The 15686-nt window shown below is 75.2% G+C and carries 16 protein-coding genes and 1 tRNA gene; 8 read left to right on the forward strand and 9 right to left on the reverse strand.

The window, feature by feature from the left end:
- Positions 1–26: 26 nt before the first annotated feature.
- The 4 genes from BMZ16_RS02500 to BMZ16_RS02515 form a co-directional block, all read right to left on the reverse strand.
- Positions 27–1187 (reverse strand): ROK family transcriptional regulator, encoded by a 1161-nt coding sequence (locus tag BMZ16_RS02500; RefSeq protein WP_089798012.1) that lies wholly within the window; start codon positions 1185–1187, stop codon positions 27–29.
- A 180-nt stretch (positions 1188–1367) separates the two neighbouring features.
- A tRNA-Pro gene (locus tag BMZ16_RS02505) sits at positions 1368–1441 on the reverse strand.
- Between the two features lie 48 nt (positions 1442–1489).
- Entirely contained in the window at positions 1490–2476 is a 987-nt protein-coding gene (locus tag BMZ16_RS02510; RefSeq protein WP_255366391.1) for a metallophosphoesterase, read from the reverse strand.
- Positions 2473–4983: a penicillin-binding protein gene (locus tag BMZ16_RS02515; RefSeq protein WP_089798013.1), complete on the reverse strand. Its 2511-nt coding sequence runs from the start codon at positions 4981–4983 to the stop codon at positions 2473–2475. The genes BMZ16_RS02510 and BMZ16_RS02515 overlap by 4 nt, the downstream gene beginning before the upstream one ends.
- A gap of 192 nt (positions 4984–5175) precedes the next feature.
- On the opposite strand from BMZ16_RS02515, the gene BMZ16_RS02520 reads away from it, so the two are divergent.
- The 3 genes from BMZ16_RS02520 to BMZ16_RS02530 are packed head-to-tail and all read left to right on the forward strand — an operon-like array spanning position 5176 to position 6182.
- On the forward strand, positions 5176–5490 hold the full coding sequence (locus BMZ16_RS02520) for a WhiB family transcriptional regulator (protein ID WP_304441031.1): 315 nt from the start codon (positions 5176–5178) through the stop codon (positions 5488–5490).
- Between the two features lie 27 nt (positions 5491–5517).
- Positions 5518–5676, forward strand: coding sequence for a hypothetical protein (locus BMZ16_RS19135; protein ID WP_089798015.1), 159 nt, complete (start codon positions 5518–5520; stop codon positions 5674–5676).
- A complete protein-coding gene (locus BMZ16_RS02530) occupies positions 5676–6182 on the forward strand; it encodes a RidA family protein (RefSeq protein WP_089798016.1) in 507 nt (168 codons plus the stop codon). Before BMZ16_RS19135 ends, BMZ16_RS02530 begins: the two co-directional genes overlap by 1 nt.
- Before the next feature lie 120 nt (positions 6183–6302).
- Here BMZ16_RS02530 and BMZ16_RS02535 read toward each other — a convergent pair whose 3' ends face one another.
- Positions 6303–6980, reverse strand: a complete 678-nt coding sequence (locus BMZ16_RS02535) for a Crp/Fnr family transcriptional regulator (RefSeq protein WP_089798017.1) — start codon at positions 6978–6980, stop codon at positions 6303–6305.
- 138 nt (positions 6981–7118) lie between these two features.
- Entirely contained in the window at positions 7119–7529 is a 411-nt protein-coding gene (locus BMZ16_RS02540) for a hypothetical protein (protein ID WP_089798018.1), read from the reverse strand.
- A gap of 129 nt (positions 7530–7658) precedes the next feature.
- On the opposite strand from BMZ16_RS02540, the gene nth reads away from it, so the two are divergent.
- On the forward strand, positions 7659–8357 hold the full coding sequence (nth, locus tag BMZ16_RS02545; protein ID WP_089798019.1) for an endonuclease III: 699 nt from the start codon (positions 7659–7661) through the stop codon (positions 8355–8357).
- Here the strand turns inward: nth and BMZ16_RS02550 are convergent.
- From BMZ16_RS02550 to BMZ16_RS02560, 3 genes are all read right to left on the reverse strand, one after another.
- Entirely contained in the window at positions 8347–9276 is a 930-nt protein-coding gene (locus BMZ16_RS02550; RefSeq protein ID WP_089798020.1) for an alpha/beta fold hydrolase, read from the reverse strand. The two genes, nth and BMZ16_RS02550, sit on opposite strands and share 11 nt — an antisense overlap.
- Positions 9277–9287: 11 nt before the next feature.
- Complete coding sequence (gene nhaA / locus BMZ16_RS02555) at positions 9288–10670, reverse strand: Na+/H+ antiporter NhaA (protein WP_089798021.1); 1383 nt, start codon at positions 10668–10670, stop codon at positions 9288–9290.
- Positions 10671–10797: 127 nt separating this feature from the next.
- The gene (locus tag BMZ16_RS02560) at positions 10798–11523 is read right to left on the reverse strand and encodes a winged helix-turn-helix transcriptional regulator (protein WP_089798022.1); all 726 of its coding nucleotides are present in this window, start codon (positions 11521–11523) and stop codon (positions 10798–10800) included.
- A gap of 206 nt (positions 11524–11729) precedes the next feature.
- Here BMZ16_RS02560 and BMZ16_RS02565 point away from each other — a divergent pair, with 206 nt between their 5' ends.
- The 4 genes from BMZ16_RS02565 to BMZ16_RS02580 all read left to right on the forward strand — a co-directional run bounded on the left by BMZ16_RS02565 (position 11730) and on the right by BMZ16_RS02580 (position 15643).
- Positions 11730–12464, forward strand: a complete 735-nt coding sequence (locus BMZ16_RS02565) for a hypothetical protein (RefSeq protein ID WP_089798023.1) — start codon at positions 11730–11732, stop codon at positions 12462–12464.
- 252 nt (positions 12465–12716) lie between these two features.
- A complete protein-coding gene (locus BMZ16_RS02570) occupies positions 12717–13319 on the forward strand; it encodes a heme-binding beta-barrel domain-containing protein (RefSeq protein ID WP_089798024.1) in 603 nt (200 codons plus the stop codon).
- A gap of 1 nt (position 13320) precedes the next feature.
- The gene (locus tag BMZ16_RS02575) at positions 13321–14517 is read left to right on the forward strand and encodes a CAF17-like 4Fe-4S cluster assembly/insertion protein YgfZ (protein ID WP_089798025.1); all 1197 of its coding nucleotides are present in this window, start codon (positions 13321–13323) and stop codon (positions 14515–14517) included.
- Between the two features lie 19 nt (positions 14518–14536).
- Positions 14537–15643 carry an FUSC family protein gene (locus BMZ16_RS02580; RefSeq protein WP_089798026.1) on the forward strand — a complete coding sequence of 369 codons (1107 nt, stop codon included), beginning with the start codon at positions 14537–14539 and terminating at the stop codon, positions 15641–15643.
- Positions 15644–15686 lie beyond the last annotated feature (43 nt).

The raw sequence follows: 15686 nt of genomic DNA on the forward strand, positions 1-15686 counted from the left end.
CGGTGCGGTGGGGGACGGGTGGGCGGTCAGCCGCCCAGCGTCGGGTGGACGGTGCTGGGGGCGGCGACGAACTCCTGGATCGCCAGCACGGCCGCCCCGCGTGCCCACTCGGTGAAGTCCACCCCGTGGACGTCCATGACCGGGCCGTCGTCGGCGGGGCGACGGGTGCGGACGACGGACTCGAGCGCCTCGCGGTGCTCCGCGGCGAGCAGGATGCCCTCGCCCGAGAGCACCACGTGCTCGACGAGCGCGAAGTCGGCGACGGAGGCGACCAGGTGCCCGAGGACGGCCACGGCCTCGTCGACGACCTGCCGGCACGCCGGGTCCCCCTCGCGTGCCAGCTCCAGCACCCGCGCGTGGGTCAGCTCGCTCCCGTAGGCCGTCGACGCCCGTTCGCAGATCGCGGCCGTGGTGAGGTACGAGGCGGCCGTCCGGACCGTGCCGTCACCGGCGACCGCGACCACGTGCTGGCCCAGGCCGTTGAGGTCCGCCGAACGGCTGCGCACGATCCTGTTGTGCGTCACGAGCGCGAAGCCGACCCCGGCCCCGACGGTGATCACGGCGAACCGGTCGAGGGTCCGGGCGGACCCGAACCAGTGCAGGAACCCCGTCGTCCCGGCCACGTCGTTGTCCACCACGCTGGGCAGGCCGGTGCGCTCCGAGAGGCGCCCGGCGACGTCGACGTCCGACCAGCCCAGCCACGGTGCGGACGCGACCGTGGACCGGTCCGGTGCGTGACCGCCGATCGTCACGCCGACGCCCCGCACGATGTCGGTCCCGTCCGCCAGCCGCACGACCATCGCGGCGATCTGCTCGGCGACGGCGTCGGGCTCGGTCGTGGTGAGGGGTTCGTGCGTCTCGGCGACCACGCGGGCCCGCAGGTCGGTGCACACGGCGTACAGGTGGTCGGCGGTCACCTTGACGCCGACGACCCGGTGGTCGTCGATGGCGACGTCGAGCGGCTGCCGAGGCCGGCCGAGGCCGGTGACCCGCTCCGTCGTCTCGACCAGCACGCCCAGCTCGACGAGGGGTCGCGTCAGCCGGCTGACGTTGGGCAGCGTGAGGTCGAGCGCCGTCGCCAGGTCGGTGCGCGACAGGGGTCCGCGCACCAGGATCTCCCGCAGGATCGACCGGGACCCCAGTGGCGTGCCGGACAGGAGGCTGCTCGGTCGCGACGGCTTGGGCACGCGGTCACGCTAACAAGGGCGGACGTCGGCGGGCGGCCCGACCGGCGTGCGTCACCGTGTTGCTGAGCCCGGAGGCCGTCGGTGCCGGCCGTCCCGACGCCGTCGACGCGTCGGTGCCGGCCGCATGGCAGAGGGCCGGTGACCCGGGCGTCTGCCCAGTTCACCGGCCCTCTGACTGTGTCGGGGTGGCGGGATTCGAACCCACGACCTCTTCGTCCCGAACGAAGCGCGCTACCAAGCTGCGCCACACCCCGTGGAGCCTGGCAAGGATAGCCGACGAGGACCCTCGCGACGAAATCCGATCAGGGCGACGTCAGCGTGAGCAACGTCGCCTCCGGCCGGCACGCGAAGCGCACGGGCGCGTACGGCGACGTGCCGAGCCCCGCGGAGACGTGCAGCCAGGAGGACCCCGCACCGTCGGCGCGGTCCGGGCGGGCGCCCGGCCAGCCGTGCAGCCCCTTGGCGCGACGCAGGTCCAGGTCGCAGTTGGTGGTCAGCGCCCCCCAGAACGGCAGGGCGAGCTGCCCGCCGTGGGTGTGCCCGGCGATCGTCAGGTCCACCCCGTCGGCGTGCATGGCGTCCAGCACCCGCCGGTACGGCGCGTGGGTGACCCCCACGTGCAGGTCGACCGCGGGGGAGCGGCCGTCCGACGTGCGCGCGTCGTCCGGCCCGCCCGCCGGGGGCATCTGGTCGCGGTCCAGGTGCGCGTCGTCGGTGCCGACCAGCGACAGCCGGCGCCCGTCGACCTCGAGGACGTCGCGGCGGTTGGACAGGTCGACCCAGCCGGCCGAGGTCAGCCGCGAGACGAGCTCCCGCCACGGCAGGGCCGCGGGCGGGCGCTGCGGGGCGTGCCGTGCGTCGGGCAGCAGGTAGCGCGCGGGGTTCTTGAAACCGGGCGCCACGTAGTCGTTGGACCCCAGGACGAACGCACCCGGGACGGCGAGCAGCGGCTCGAGCGCACGCAGCAGCGCGGGCATCGCGTCGATGTGCGCCCAGTTGTCGCCGGTGTCGACGACCAGGTGCGGGTCCAGCGTCGCCAGGTCCCGGACCCAGTCGACCTTGCGGCGCTGCCCCGGGGTCAGGTGCAGGTCGGACACGTGCAGCACCCGCAGCGGCGCCTGCCCCGGGGGCAGGACCGGCACGGTCACCTCACGCAGCGCGTACCAGCGGACCTCGACGAGCGAGGCCCAGGCCAGGGCGGCCGCACCCGCCACGGCCAGCCCGCCGGCCGCACGCAGGGCGGTGCCGGCGCGGCCGGCCGTGCCGGTCGCCGTGGTGCCACCGCTCACGGCTGGCCCGGGCCGGGGCGGTTCCCGCCGTCGTTGCCGCCACCGGGACCGCCGCCACCGGGACCGCCGCCGCCGGGGCCGGGGCCGCCGGGGTTCTGCGCCGGCTGCCCGCTCGACATCTTCACGGTGATGGTCGCACCCCGCGACGCCGTCGCCGCGGACTGCTCCGCGACGGTGCCGGCCGGGTAGCCCGACGCGATCTGCTCACCGGAGACCGAGAGGCCGAACCCGGCACGCTCCAGCCGCTCGCGCGCCTGCTGCTCGCCCAGGCCGAGCACGGACGGCACGGAGACCCGCTCGCCGTAGATCTCACGGTCGGCCGGCTGGGAGAACCCGGGGTTGTCGGTGCCGGCGAGGATCTGCGTCATGTACCGCTTCCACGTCGGGGCGGCGATCGACGAGCCGTACGGGCCGCTGGTGTACCGCTTGCCGTTGATCGTCACGCGGTTCATGGACCGCATGGCGTCGCTGAAGCCCACCCACACGGCGGTCGCGCGCAGCGGGGTGTAGCCGACGAACCAGTTGTACTCGTTGCTCGACGTCGTGCCCGTCTTGCCCGCGGACGGGAACGGGGGAGCGCCGACGGACTTGGCCGTGCCGGTCCACACGTTGCTCAGCGCGTAGTTCATGGCGGAGGCGTACTTGGGGTCGATGGCACCGCCCAGGCAGTCCGCCGACGGGACGGGCACCTCGGCGCCGGTCGCGTCGATCACCTGCGTGATGGCGATCGGCTTGCAGTAGGTGCCGCCCGACGCGAACGTCGCGTACGCGGCCGCCATCTGCAGCGGGGACGTCGAGTCCGTGCCCAGGACCACCGCGGGGTAGGGGTCGAAGGGCGTACCGCCCAGCGGCTTGCCGCTCGCGTTGGTCTGGTTCGGGTCGCCCGCCTTGGTCACGCCCAGGTCCGCGGCGCCCTGCATGATGTTGCACAGGTCGAGCTGCGACGCCATGGCGACGTACGCGGAGTTGACCGAGTTGCGCGTGGCGTCCAGCACGCTCTGGGGGATCGCCCGGCCGTTCTCGGAGTTGCCGAACTTGAAGGTGTCGTTGGCGAAGCGTCCGACGCACGAGGCGGTGAACTCGCGGGTGTTGTACTGCAGCCGCGAGCCGTTGACCGTCTCCTGCAGAGCGTGGCCCTGCTTGAGCCACTCGAGGAGCGTGAACACCTTGAACGTCGAGCCCGGGGCGAACCCGCCGGACCCGCCGTACTGGTAGCTCGTGTTGAAGTTGACCGACGTCTCACCGGGCTGCTGCTCGCGCAGCGCCGAGTAGTTGCGGTTCTGGGCCATCGCGGTGATCTGCCCCGTCCCCGGCTCCACCGAGACCACGGCGCTGGCGACGCCGGACGGGTCGTCGACCGGGACACCGGCCTTGACCTCGGCGTCGGCCACGGCCTGCTCGGCGGGACGCAGCGTCGTGGTGATCCGCAGACCGCCGATGTACAGCAGCTTCTTGCGCGCCGCGGCGGTCTCCCCGAACGCCGGGTCGTTGGCGATGACCTTGGTGACGTAGTCGCAGAAGAACCCGGAGCCGGGCACCGCCGCGTCGGCGGACATGCAGCCCTGCCGCAGCGGCGAGACGGCCAGCGTGTCCTGGATCGGCGTCGCCAGGCCGTTCGCCAGATCCTCCGGGGTGATGTACCCCTCGCGCTCCATGTCACGCAGGACCTTGTCCCGGCGCTTCTGGGAGTTCTTGTACCGTTCGGCACGCTGCTCGTCGGTCTGGTTGGCCGCGCCGACCGGGTCCCAGGCGCTGGGCGACTGCGTGATGCCGGCGATGGTCGCGGCCTCGAGGTAGTTGACGTCCTTGGCCGACTTGCTGAAGTAGTACTGCGCCGCCGACTCCACGCCGTACACCGACGCCCCGAACGCGGCGATGTTCAGGTACTTCTCGAGGATCTCGTCCTTCGTCATGGACTTCTCGAGCGTGATCGCGATCTTGGCCTCGCGGAGCTTGCGCGCGATGCCGGCCGAGCCCTTCGAGACCTTGGCCTCGCTGCGCAGCCGTGCGCGCTCCTTGGGGTCGTCGACCCGCTCGGCCGCGTCGAGGAAGACGTTCTTGACGTACTGCTGCGTCAGGGTCGACGCGCCCTGCGTCTCGCCGCCGGCCTGTGCGACGGCCGCCCGCAGCATGCCCGCGGGGTCGATGCCGGAGTGCTCGTAGAACCGGCGGTCCTCCACCGCGACGACCGCCTGCTGCAGGATCGGCGCGATCTCCGTGAGCGGCACGACGATGCGGTTCTGGTCGTAGAACGTCGCCAGCAGCGTGCCGTCGGCCGCCAGGATCTCCGACTTCTCCGGCAGGGGCGCCTGCTCGAGCTCGCTGGGCAGGTCGTCGAACGCCGTCACGGACATGCTCGTGACGCCGTTGGCGACGGCGACGCCGGGCAGCACCAGGCCGGCGGCGAGGACACCACCGATACCGGCGACGAGGCAGAAGGAGAGCAGGAGGGCCAGCGCCTGGGCGGCGCTGACCCTGCGTCCGCGCGCGCGGGCAGGGGTCGGCATGGCGTCAGGCTACCGGGGGGAGGTGCGTCGACGGCGGTCCGCACGTCCCCCACGCACGGGCCTTCACCCGACCTGCACACGTCGGGGAGCACCCGGCCGGAAAGAACCCGTCCGGGGTCTCGTCAGGACCTCCCTGGTGCCGATACCGTCACGCCTGCGACACGCAGGGAGCGACACGCGGAGGATCACGTGGTGGTAGCGCAGGGGGCACAGGTGTACGAGGGCCACTGGACGGCACAGGCGTCGTGCGGGCAGGGCAAGCAGGCGCCCGACGCGCTCTTCGTCGAGGGCGCGGCACAGCGGGAGGCGAGGGCGGTCTGCCACGGGTGCCCCGTGCGCCTGGACTGCCTGGCGGACGCGCTCGACAGCCGCGCCGACTTCGGCGTGTGGGGAGGCATGACGGAGCGCGAGCGGCGGGCGCTGCTGCGCCGTCGGCCGGAGGTCGCGTCCTGGCGCGCCGAGCTGCTGGGCAACGAGCCGGCGCTCGTCGCTCTGGGCGGCGTGTGAGCGCTTCCACACCGTTAGGGTGAGCGCATGGCCACCCAGTGGGAGTACGCGACCGTTCCGCTCATCATCCACGCCACCAAGGCGATCCTGGACCAGTGGGGGTCCGACGGCTGGGAGCTGGTGACCGTGATCCAGGGCCCCGACGCGGGCCTCGTCGCCTACCTGAAGCGTCCCAAGGCCGCCTGATGGTCGGCCCGACCCCCGGTCGTGTCGCGGCTCGCCTCGCCGAGCGGGGCCTGACCCTGCCGGGCGTCGCGGCACCGCTCGCGGCGTACGTCCCCGCGGTCCGCAGCGGCGCCCACGTCTGGACGTCCGGCCAGCTCCCGTTCGTCGACGGGGTCCTGCCGGTCACGGGCAAGGTCGGTGCCGAGGTCGACGTCGAGACCGCCGCGGCGCTCGCGCGGACCGCCGCGCTGAACGCGCTGGCCGCCGTCGGCGCGGTCCTCGCGGCCGAGGGGCCCGACGGCGACCCCGTCGCGGCCCTCGACCGGGTGCGCCGCGTGGTCAAGGTGGTGGGGCTCGTCGCGAGCGACCCCGGGTTCACCGGCCACCCCGCCGTCGTCAACGGTGCGAGCCTGCTGCTGCACGAGCTGCTCGACGAGCGCGGCGTCCACGCCCGCTCCGCCGTGGGCGTCGCGGCGCTGCCGCTGGACGCACCGGTCGAGCTCGAGCTGGTCGTCGAGACGGACTGACCGGCGAGACGGACTGACCGGCCGGCGAGGCGGATCGGGCGGTCGGTCCGGACGACCGCGCGCGGCGCCTCAGCGGGCGCGGCGCCTCAGCGGGCGCGGCGCCTCAGCGGGCGCGGCGCCTCAGCGGGCGCGGCGCTCCAGGCGGTCGACGTCGAGCAGCACGACCGCACGACCCTCGCGCCGCACCCACCCGCGTGCGGCGAAGTCGGCGAGGGCCTTGTTGACGGTCTCGCGGGACGCCCCGACGAGCTGCGCGAGCTCCTCCTGCGTGAGGTCGTGCGCCACGCGGATGCCCTCCTCGACCGGCTGGCCGAACCGCGTCGACAGGTCCAGCAGCGCCTTGGCGACGCGGCCGGGGACGTCCGAGAACACGAGGTCCGCCAGCGCCTCGTTGGTACGGCGCAGCCGCCGCGCGAGGGCCTGCAGCAGGTGCTCGGCGACGGTCGGCTTGTCGGCGAGCCAGGTGATGAGGTCGCGGTGGCCCAGCTCCAGCACCACGGCGTCGGCCACGACCGTCGCGGTCGCGGTGCGCGGGCCCGGGTCGAACAGCGACAGCTCGCCGAACATCTCGCCGGGGCCGAGGACGGCCAGCAGGTTCTCGCGTCCGTCGTTGGAGCGTCGCCCGAGCTTGATCTTGCCGTCACGCACCAGGTACAGCCGGTCGCCCGGCTCCCCCTCGTGGAACAGGACGTCGCCGCGCGTGACGTCGAGCACCTTCATCGAGTCGATGAGCGCCCGGGACGACTCCTCGTCCATGCCCGCGAACAGCGGCGCCGTCAGCACGATGTCCTCCGCCACGGCGGTTCCTTCCCCTCGTCCCGCGCTCGTTCGCGGGCGTACGTCCCGTCCGGCTGCGAGGCCGGACGTCCGCAACCAGTCTGCCCCATCGCGGGCCTGCCGCGCGTCGACGCGGTGCGCAGCGCGCTCTCGCCGTGGTCAGCGGCCCTCGACGGCGGGCGTGCGGGGGCGCAGCGTCGCGGACGGGTCGCCGGCGAGGAGCTCGACGAGGCGGGCGGTGGTGCGGTCGAGGGCGTCCACGACGCCCCGTTCGTAGGTGGCCAGCCGGGCGTCGAGCGCGCGCAGCTCGGGCAGCCGGCCGAGGTCGTGCCCGTCGCCCGGGGGCAGCGCGGTGCCCAGCTCGTCGGGGCGCGGCACCTGCAGGCAGACGTCGAGGGGAAGGAGGAACGCGACCTGCTCACCGAGGACGCCCGCGGGGGCTGCCGCCGCCACCGCCAGGTCCATGCGGGCACGCACGGCGCGTCGCCACCACGCGACCCGCTCGCGCTCGGCACGCAGCGCACGGCGCGCGAGCCGCAGGTCGGGCAGGGGGTCGACGCAGGACGTCACGCTTCCTGGTTCGGACCGGCGCGCCGCGGTCTTGACCGGTCCGCACCGATCCGTACGGTCCTTTCACCCGCCAGGCCCAACGCCGGCCGGCAGGGGACGGACGTCGGTGGGGCCCCGTACGCTCGCCGCGTGACCGACCTCACCCTCGAGACCCCGCTCGCCCGGACCCGACGTGCCCGCCGCGTCGACCGGGCGCTGGCCGTGCGGTACCCGGACGCGCGCTGCGAGCTCGACTTCCGCAACCCCTTCGAGCTGCTGGTGGCGACCGTGCTGTCGGCCCAGACCACGGACGTGCGCGTGAACCTCGCGACGCCCGAGCTGTTCGCACGGTGGCCCGACGCCGCCGCGCTGGCGGCGGCCGACCCCACCGAGGTGGAGGACGTGCTGCGCCCCACCGGGTTCTTCCGGGCCAAGACCCGCGCCGTGATCGGCATCGGGCAGGCGCTCGTCGAGCGGTTCGGCGGTGAGGTGCCCCGTCGGATCGAGGACCTCGTCACGCTGCCCGGTGTCGGGCGCAAGACGGCCAACGTCGTCCTCGGCAACGCGTTCGGCGTGCCGGGCATCACGGTGGACACCCACGTGCAGCGGCTGTCCCACCGGCTGGGCTACACCACCAGCGAGGACCCCGTGGTCATCGAGGCCGAGCTCGGTGCGCTGCTGGAGCGGCGCGAGTGGACCATGGCGTCGCACCGGCTGATCTTCCACGGGCGGCGGACGTGCTTCGCACGGCGTCCGGCGTGCGGGGCGTGCCCCGTCGCCGCGCTGTGCCCGTCCGCGGGTGTCGGGGAGACCGACCCGGTGCGGGCCGCCGAGATGCTCAAGGGCTGACGGACCCGACCTCGGCCAGCCAGTCCACCAGCAGCTCGCCGACCAGGCCGGGGGCCTGGTCGGTCAGGTAGTGCCCGGCGCCGTGCAGCAGCTCGTACCGGTACGGCTGCGCGAGATGCGCCGTGGCGGCCCGCAGCGCCGTCCCGGACGCGGGGCGCAGCCCGTCCAGCACGCCGTGCACCTGCAGCACGGGGACGGGGCGGGCCGCCCGCAGGGCCGCCCGGTACCGGGCGCCGTCGGGGCGCGGGGTCGAACGGACCAGCCAGCGCACCTGCTCCAGCTGGCTGTGCGCGGCGAAGGGCACCCGCACCGCCCGCCGGTACGTCTCGACGGCCTCCCGGCCGGGCAGACCGGGCACGCCGCCCCACCGCCCGAGCATCCGGTCGACGAGGTCGCCCCGCACCATCGCCCGCTCCGGCAGCGACGGCAGCTGGGCGAAGGCGAGCACCGCGGCGGCGGCGGGGCGCAGCGGTGGGCGCGGCAGCGCGACGGCGTCCAGCGGGTGCGGGGCGGCGAGCACACCGAGCGCCCGCACGACCTGCGGGTGGTACGCACCGGTCGCCCAGGCCACGTCGCCGCCCGTGCCCGCACCGATGACCACGGCGGACTCCGCACCGAGGGAGCGGACCACGCCGGCGACGTCCGCGGCCAGGGTCGGCACGTCGTAGCCCTGCGGGGGCTTGTCCGACCCGCCGGTACCGCGCAGGTCCATCGCGGCGACGCGGTAGCCCGCGGCGGCCAGGACGGGGAGCTGGTGGCGCCACGCCCACCACAGCTGGGGCACGCCGTGCAGCAGCACCACGAGCGGAGCGTCCTGGGGTCCGGTCAGCGCGACGTGGAACCGGGCGCCGTTCGCCGTGACGAAGCGGTGCTGCCAGGGCCCCTCGATCAGGAGCGACGCGGAGTCGACGGTGGTCATCGAGTGCGAACCTACCGGCTCGCCCCCGGGTCGGTGTCCCGTTCGCTCCCGGCCGCACCGCGACCGGGCCCGGGTGCGGGTGCACCGGCCGCCCCTGCGGCGGCGCCGTCGGCCCGCACGCTGTGCACGCGCCCGCGCCAGGCGAGGATCGCACCGCCGACCAGGGCGGCGAGCAGGGAGGCGGTGAGCACGCCGACGACGACGTGGTCGCCCAGCTCCGTCCCGGTGCCGAACGCGAGCGAGCCGACCAGCAGCGACACGGTGAAGCCGATGCCCGCGAGGACGCCGACGCCGACCACGTCCCACCACCCCAGCCCGGGTGCCAGGCGGGCGCGGGTGAACCGGGACACCGCCCACGTCGCCAGCGTGATGCCGACCGGCTTGCCGAGCACGAGCCCCAGGACGACACCGAGGCCCACGGGCTCGGCGAACGCGGCGCCGACGGTGGCCGGGTCGATGGTGACGCCGGCCGCGAACAGCGCGAAGACGGGCACCGCGAACCCGGCGGACACCGGGCGCCACAGGTGCTCGTAGCGCTCGGCCAGCGAGTGGTCGGGGTCCGCCAGGGGCCGGGGAGCGCCACCCCGTGCGGGCCGCGCCGTCCCGGCCGCGGCAGGCACGGCGAACCCGAGCAGCACACCGGCGATGGTCGCGTGCACCCCCGAGGCGTGCAGCAGCGTCCAGGCCGCCAGCGCGAGCGGCACCAGCAGGAACGGTGAGCGGATCCCGCGGCGCAGGGCGAGGGCGAAGACGGCCACGCACGCGAACGAGCCGAGCACGAGCCCGAACGTCACGGTCTCGGTGTACCCGACCGCGATGATGACGATCGCGAGCAGGTCGTCGACGACGGCCAGCGTCAGCAGGAACGCGCGCAGCGCGACCGGCACGCCCCGGCCGACGATGGCCAGGACGCCGACCGCGAAGGCGATGTCCGTGGCCGTGGGCACGGCCCACCCCTCCGGTGCGCCCCCCGGCAGGGTCGTGTTGACCGTCAGGTAGACGAGGGCAGGGACCGCCATGCCGCCGACGGCCGCCGCGGCGGGCAGCGCGGCCGTGGCCACGTGCCGCAGCTCGCCGACGACCATCTCGCGCTTGAGCTCGAGGCCCACGACGAAGAAGAAGATCGCCAGCAGCCCGTCGGCCGCCCAGTGCGCCAGGTCGAGGTCGAGGTGCAGCGCCGCCGGGCCCACGACGGTCTCGCTGACGGCACGGTACGAGTCCGGGGCGAGGTTCGCCCACAGCAGCGCGGCGACGGCACCGACCAGCAGGAGCAGGCCGCCGATCCGCTCGTCGCGCAGGGTGTCGGCGAGGTTGCGCTCGCTGCCGGCGCTGAGGCTGCCGAAGAGCGTGCGGGCGGGGCGGCGCGCGGGCGCGCCTGAAGGCGTGGTGGGCACAGGTCGTACCTCTCGGTGGGGTCGACGGGGTCACTGCCGACCAGACTTCCCGGCGCACCGGATGTCGACTTTACCGCCGGGTCCGGGCACCTGCACGCCGTGCCGCTCCGCGCAGGGCGCGCGCCGGTCAGGCCTCCGCGGGCTCCGCCACGTCGGTGCGGTCCTCCGTCACGCGGCGGTCCTTGGGCGGGTCGAACCGGTACCCCACGTTGCGCACGGTGCCGATGAGCTGCTCGTGCTCCGGGCCGAGCTTCGCGCGCAGCCGCCGCACGTGGACGTCCACGGTGCGGGTGCCCCCGTAGTAGTCGTACCCCCAGACCTCCTGCAGCAGCTGGGCGCGCGTGAACACGCGGCCGGGGTGCTGCACCAGGTACTTGAGGAGCTCGAACTCCTTGTACGTGAGGTCCAGCGGGCGACCGCGCAGCCGGGCGGTGTACCCGCCCGCGTCGATCGTCAGCTCGCCGGACGAGATCTCCTGCGGCGCGTCGTCGTAGGACGACGTCGCGGCGTGCTCCATGACCAGCCGGAACCGCGTCTCGACCTCGGCCGGCGTCGCGTGCTCGAGGATGATGTCGTCCGCGCCCCACTCGGCGGTGACGACCGTCAGGCCGCCCTCCGTCAGGACGAGGACGAGCGGGACGGTCAGACCGGTGGCGCGCAGCAGTCGACAGGTGGTGCGGGCGGTGACGAGGTCACGGCGCGCGTCGAGCACGACGATGTCCGCGTCCGGGGCGTCCACGAGAGCGGACGGTTCGACAGGGAGCACCCGGACCCGGTGGGACAGGAGCCCCAACGCGGGAAGCACCTGTGCCGAACCCCCGGACGCAGGCGTGAGCAGCAGCAGATCCGCCACCTGTCACCTCCTGGCTGCGAGTTGGCACACGGTACCGCGTGGTGGGCGTGCCCCGCGCCGACAGCCCGCGGGTGCCACCCGTCCGCGCGTCCACGGTCCCAGGGGGCGTCTGCGAGAATCGCCCGCGTGCTTCACCACCGCCGTCCGACCCGTCCGCGCCACGACCCGCCCCTGAGGCGTCGGCCCGACGGCCGACGGGGGACCCGATGAGCGTCGAGACCCGGTCCGTCCTCACCGCGGTCCTCGCCGCGGTGGTCGCGGTGGCCGGCTTCGCCGGTGTCCTGCCGCTGGCGGCCGTGAGCGCGGTCCTCGTCCTCGTCCTGGCGCTGGGGTGGCCCGGGCTCGCCGCGCTGCCCTTCACGCCCGGTGCCGGTGCGGTGGTCGCGCTCGGCGGGCTCGGCTCCGTCGCGGCCGTGACGTTCACGCCCGAGCAGCCGTACCTGCAGCACCTGGCGCTCGTGCTCGCCGCAGCCGTGGTCCTCGCGTTCGTCAACGAGATGCTGCGCCGCGACGGCCGGCTGCGCATGGTCGAGTCGGTCTCGGGCACCGTCGCGGGCACCGTGCTCGCCGTCTGCGTGACCGGCTGGGTCGCCACGGCCCGGCTCGACGGGGGCGAGGAGCTGGTGGTCGCCGGTGCGGTCGCGCTCGCGCTCGGCTCGGCCAGCGTCGCGCTGCGGGGCCGCACCTGGCTGGTGTACCTCGTCACCGTGGTCGCCGCGACGGCCGGCGGCACGCTCGTCGGCTGGTTGCTGCCGACGGTGCAGCTGGTCGCGGGTGCCGTGCTCGGCGTCGGTGTCGGCGTCCTGGTCACCGCGCTGCACGCCCTGTTCGACCGGCTCCCGGCGCTCGAGCGGCGGCTGCCGTCGCTGGCCGTCGTGGTGCTGCCCGTGACCGTCAGCGGTGTCCTCGTCTACGTCGCCGGGCGTGTGCTGGCGGGGTGATCCGCGCGCCCGGGACGAAACCGGTCCCTCTCGTCGTTAGGATCGGTGCATGACTGCGCTCGAGGGCTTCTTCATCGGCCTGCTCGTGCTGGCCTCGCTGACGATCGCGTGGTTCGCGGGCTTCGTCGTGTACCGCCTCTACAAGGGCCAGCGCTGAGCCCTCGGCGCTGACGCGTCCCCTGCGGGCGACCGGTCGGTCGTCCGCCGCGCGTGCCGGCCACCGCCGGCGCGCGCCCGAGTCGAGGAGGCACCGTGCCGTTCGTGCTGCCCGAGGGTCTGGCCCCCGAGGTCTACCCGCTCGCCTGGCTGGTCGGCCGCTGGCGCGGTGAGGGCGTCGTGGGCTACCCCGGCGTCGAGGAGAGCACCTTCACGCAGGAGCTCGAGATCACCCACGACGGCGGTCCCTACCTGGCGTACCGCACGACGATCCGCCTGGTGGTCGCCCCCGACGACGCCGCGACCCTCGACGGCGGCACCCCCGTCGCCGACGACCCCGACGCCGCCCCCGCGGGGACGCCGGAGCCGCTCGACGGCCCGGTGTGGTCCACCGAGTCCGGCTACTGGCGCGTGCCGCCCGAGCGGCCCGCCGACCTCGCCGCCGACCAGCACCCCGTCGAGCTGCTGCTCGCCGACCCGTCCGGGCACGTCGACGTGTACGTCGGGTCGGTCGGCAACGGGCGCATCGACCTGGTCTCCGACCTCATCGCCCGCACCGCCACCGGTGCGGCCGTGAACGCCGGCAAGCGCCTGTACGGGCTGGTCAACGGTGAGCTCATGTGGGCGCACGACCTGGCCGCCTTCGGCGAGCCGATGCAGTCGTACGCGTCGGGGCGCCTGGCCCGGGTGGAGGACTGACGTGGACGGCGAGACCGAGGCCGTCGCCCCGCCGCGGCACCGCAGCCCGCTGCTCGCCCGTCGCGGTGCGGTCGCCGCGGCCGGGCCCGACGCCGGCGTCGCCTGGCACTACGGCGACCCCACCGCGGAGCAGCGTGCGCTGGCACGCGGTGGTGCCGTGGTCGACCAGTCCCACGTCGGCGTCGTCACCGTCACCGGTCCCGACCGTCTGACCTGGCTGCACTCGCTGACGTCGCAGGACCTGCAGGCGCTGGCCCCGCGCACGTCGACCGAGCTGCTCGTGCTCGACCCGAACGGCCGCGTCGAGCACGCGGCGGGGGTCGTCGACGACGGCACGACCACGTGGCTGCTCACCGAGACCGCGCCCGCCCTCGCGGCGTGGCTGGACCGGATGCGGTTCATGCTGCGCGTCGAGGTCGCCGACGTCACCGACGCGTGGGCGGCGCTCGCGGAGCCGGTCGACGCCGAGGGAGCCGCGGGGGAGCCCGTGACGTGGCGCGACCCGTGGCCTCGCACCGCCCCCGGCGGCACCCGCTACGGCGCGGACGACGACGCCCACCCGGGCGTCGACCGCCGGTGGCGCCTGGTGCTGGTGCCGCGCGAGCGGCTCGTCGAGGAGGTGCGCGCCCGGGAGGCGGCGGGCTGGCCCCTCGTCGGTACCTGGGCGTCCGAGGCGCTGCGCGTGGAGGCCTGGCGCCCGCGTCGCAGCCACGAGGTCGACGACCGGACCATCCCGCACGAGCTGGACTGGCTGCGCACCGCCGTGCACCTGCACAAGGGCTGCTACCGCGGGCAGGAGACGGTGGCACGCGTGCACAACCTGGGCCGGCCCCCGCGTCGGCTGGTGATGCTGCACCTCGACGGCTCCGGGCACCTGCTGCCCGAGGTCGGTGCGCCCGTGCGGCTGCCCGGTGCCGCCGCGCCCACGGCCGGCGGTGCCGACGAGGCCACGACCGGCCGCGAGGTCGGGCGGGTCACCTCGGTGGCGCGGCACCACGAGCTGGGCCCGATCGCCCTGGCCGTGGTCAAGCGGTCCGTCCCGGAGGACGCCGTGCTGCTCGTGGACTGCGACGGCGGTGCGGTCGCCGGCGGGCAGGAGGTCGTCGTGCGCGGGGACGGCGTGACGCCCGACCGGCCGGCGGCGCGCGGTCCGCTGACCCGCGGACTGGGCCAGCACCCCATGCTCGGGGGCGCGTGACCTCCGTGGACCTGCTGCGGTGAGCGCGCCGGGCGCCCTGCGGACGTCGGCCATGCTGCGGCTGCAGCTCGGGTCGCGCGTGCGTGCCGGGTGGGCGCGCGTCCGGTCCTCGTGGGGGCTCGTCCTGCAGGCGTCCGCGGCGGCGGGGCTCGCGTACGGCATCGGGCTGTACGTCTTCGGCCACGAGATGCCGTTCTTCGCGCCCGTCGCCGCGTGGCTGGCGCTCGGGTTCTCGCGCGACCGGTCGGTGCGCCGCGTCGTCGAGCTGGCCGGCGGCGTGGCGATCGGCGTGGCGGCGGGCGACCTGGTGGTGCACGTCATCGGGTCCGGCATGTGGCAGATGGCCGTCGTCCTGGCGGCCTCGGCGCTGGTGGGACGGTTCCTGGACCGCGGGGCGCTGCTCACCACCCAGGCCGGTGTGCAGGCCATCGTCATCGTCGGGCTGCCGCAGATCGGTGGCGGGCCGTTCGGCCGCTGGGTCGACGCGGTCGTCGGCGGCTGCGTCGCGCTGGCGTTCGCGCTGCTCACCCCGACCGACCCACGACGGCACCCGCGCACGCTCGCGCAGGCGGCGGTGCAGGAGCTCACCACGGTGCTGACCGTGCTCGCCCGCGGCCTGCGCGCCGGGGACGTCGAGGACGTCGAGGCCGCGCTCCTGACGGGACGGGCGTCGCAGCCGGCCCTGGACGAGTGGCGCGACGCCGCGCGCTCGGCGGCCGAGCTGGTCCGCCTGGCGCCCGCGCACCGCCGGCACCGCGCCGAGCTCGAGGGGCTGGTGGACGAGAGCGTCCTGCTGGACCGGGCCATGCGCAGCGCGCGGGTGCTGGCGCGGCGGTCCGTCGCGGTCGTCCAGGAGGGGCCGGTGCCGCCGGGGCTGGCGGACGTCGTCGCGGCCGCGGCCCGGGCCACGGACGACCTCGCCACCGCGATCGGTGCCGGGCACGACCCGCGCCCGGCGCGCGAGCGGCTGCTGGCCGTGGCCGCGGCCCTCGACCCGTACGCGCTGGCGCCCGACGACTGGACGTCGCAGTCGCTGGTGCTGCTGCTGCGCTCGCTGGTGGTGGACCTGCTCGAGGCGTCGGGGGCCACGCCCGCGGACGCCCGGGTCGCGCTGCCCGAGCTCTGAGCGGCTCGTCCGACGCACCCGCCCGCCCTGCGTCTCGTAGGCT

This window comes from Cellulomonas sp. KH9 (genome assembly GCF_900114185.1).
Lineage (GTDB): Bacteria > Actinomycetota > Actinomycetes > Actinomycetales > Cellulomonadaceae > Cellulomonas.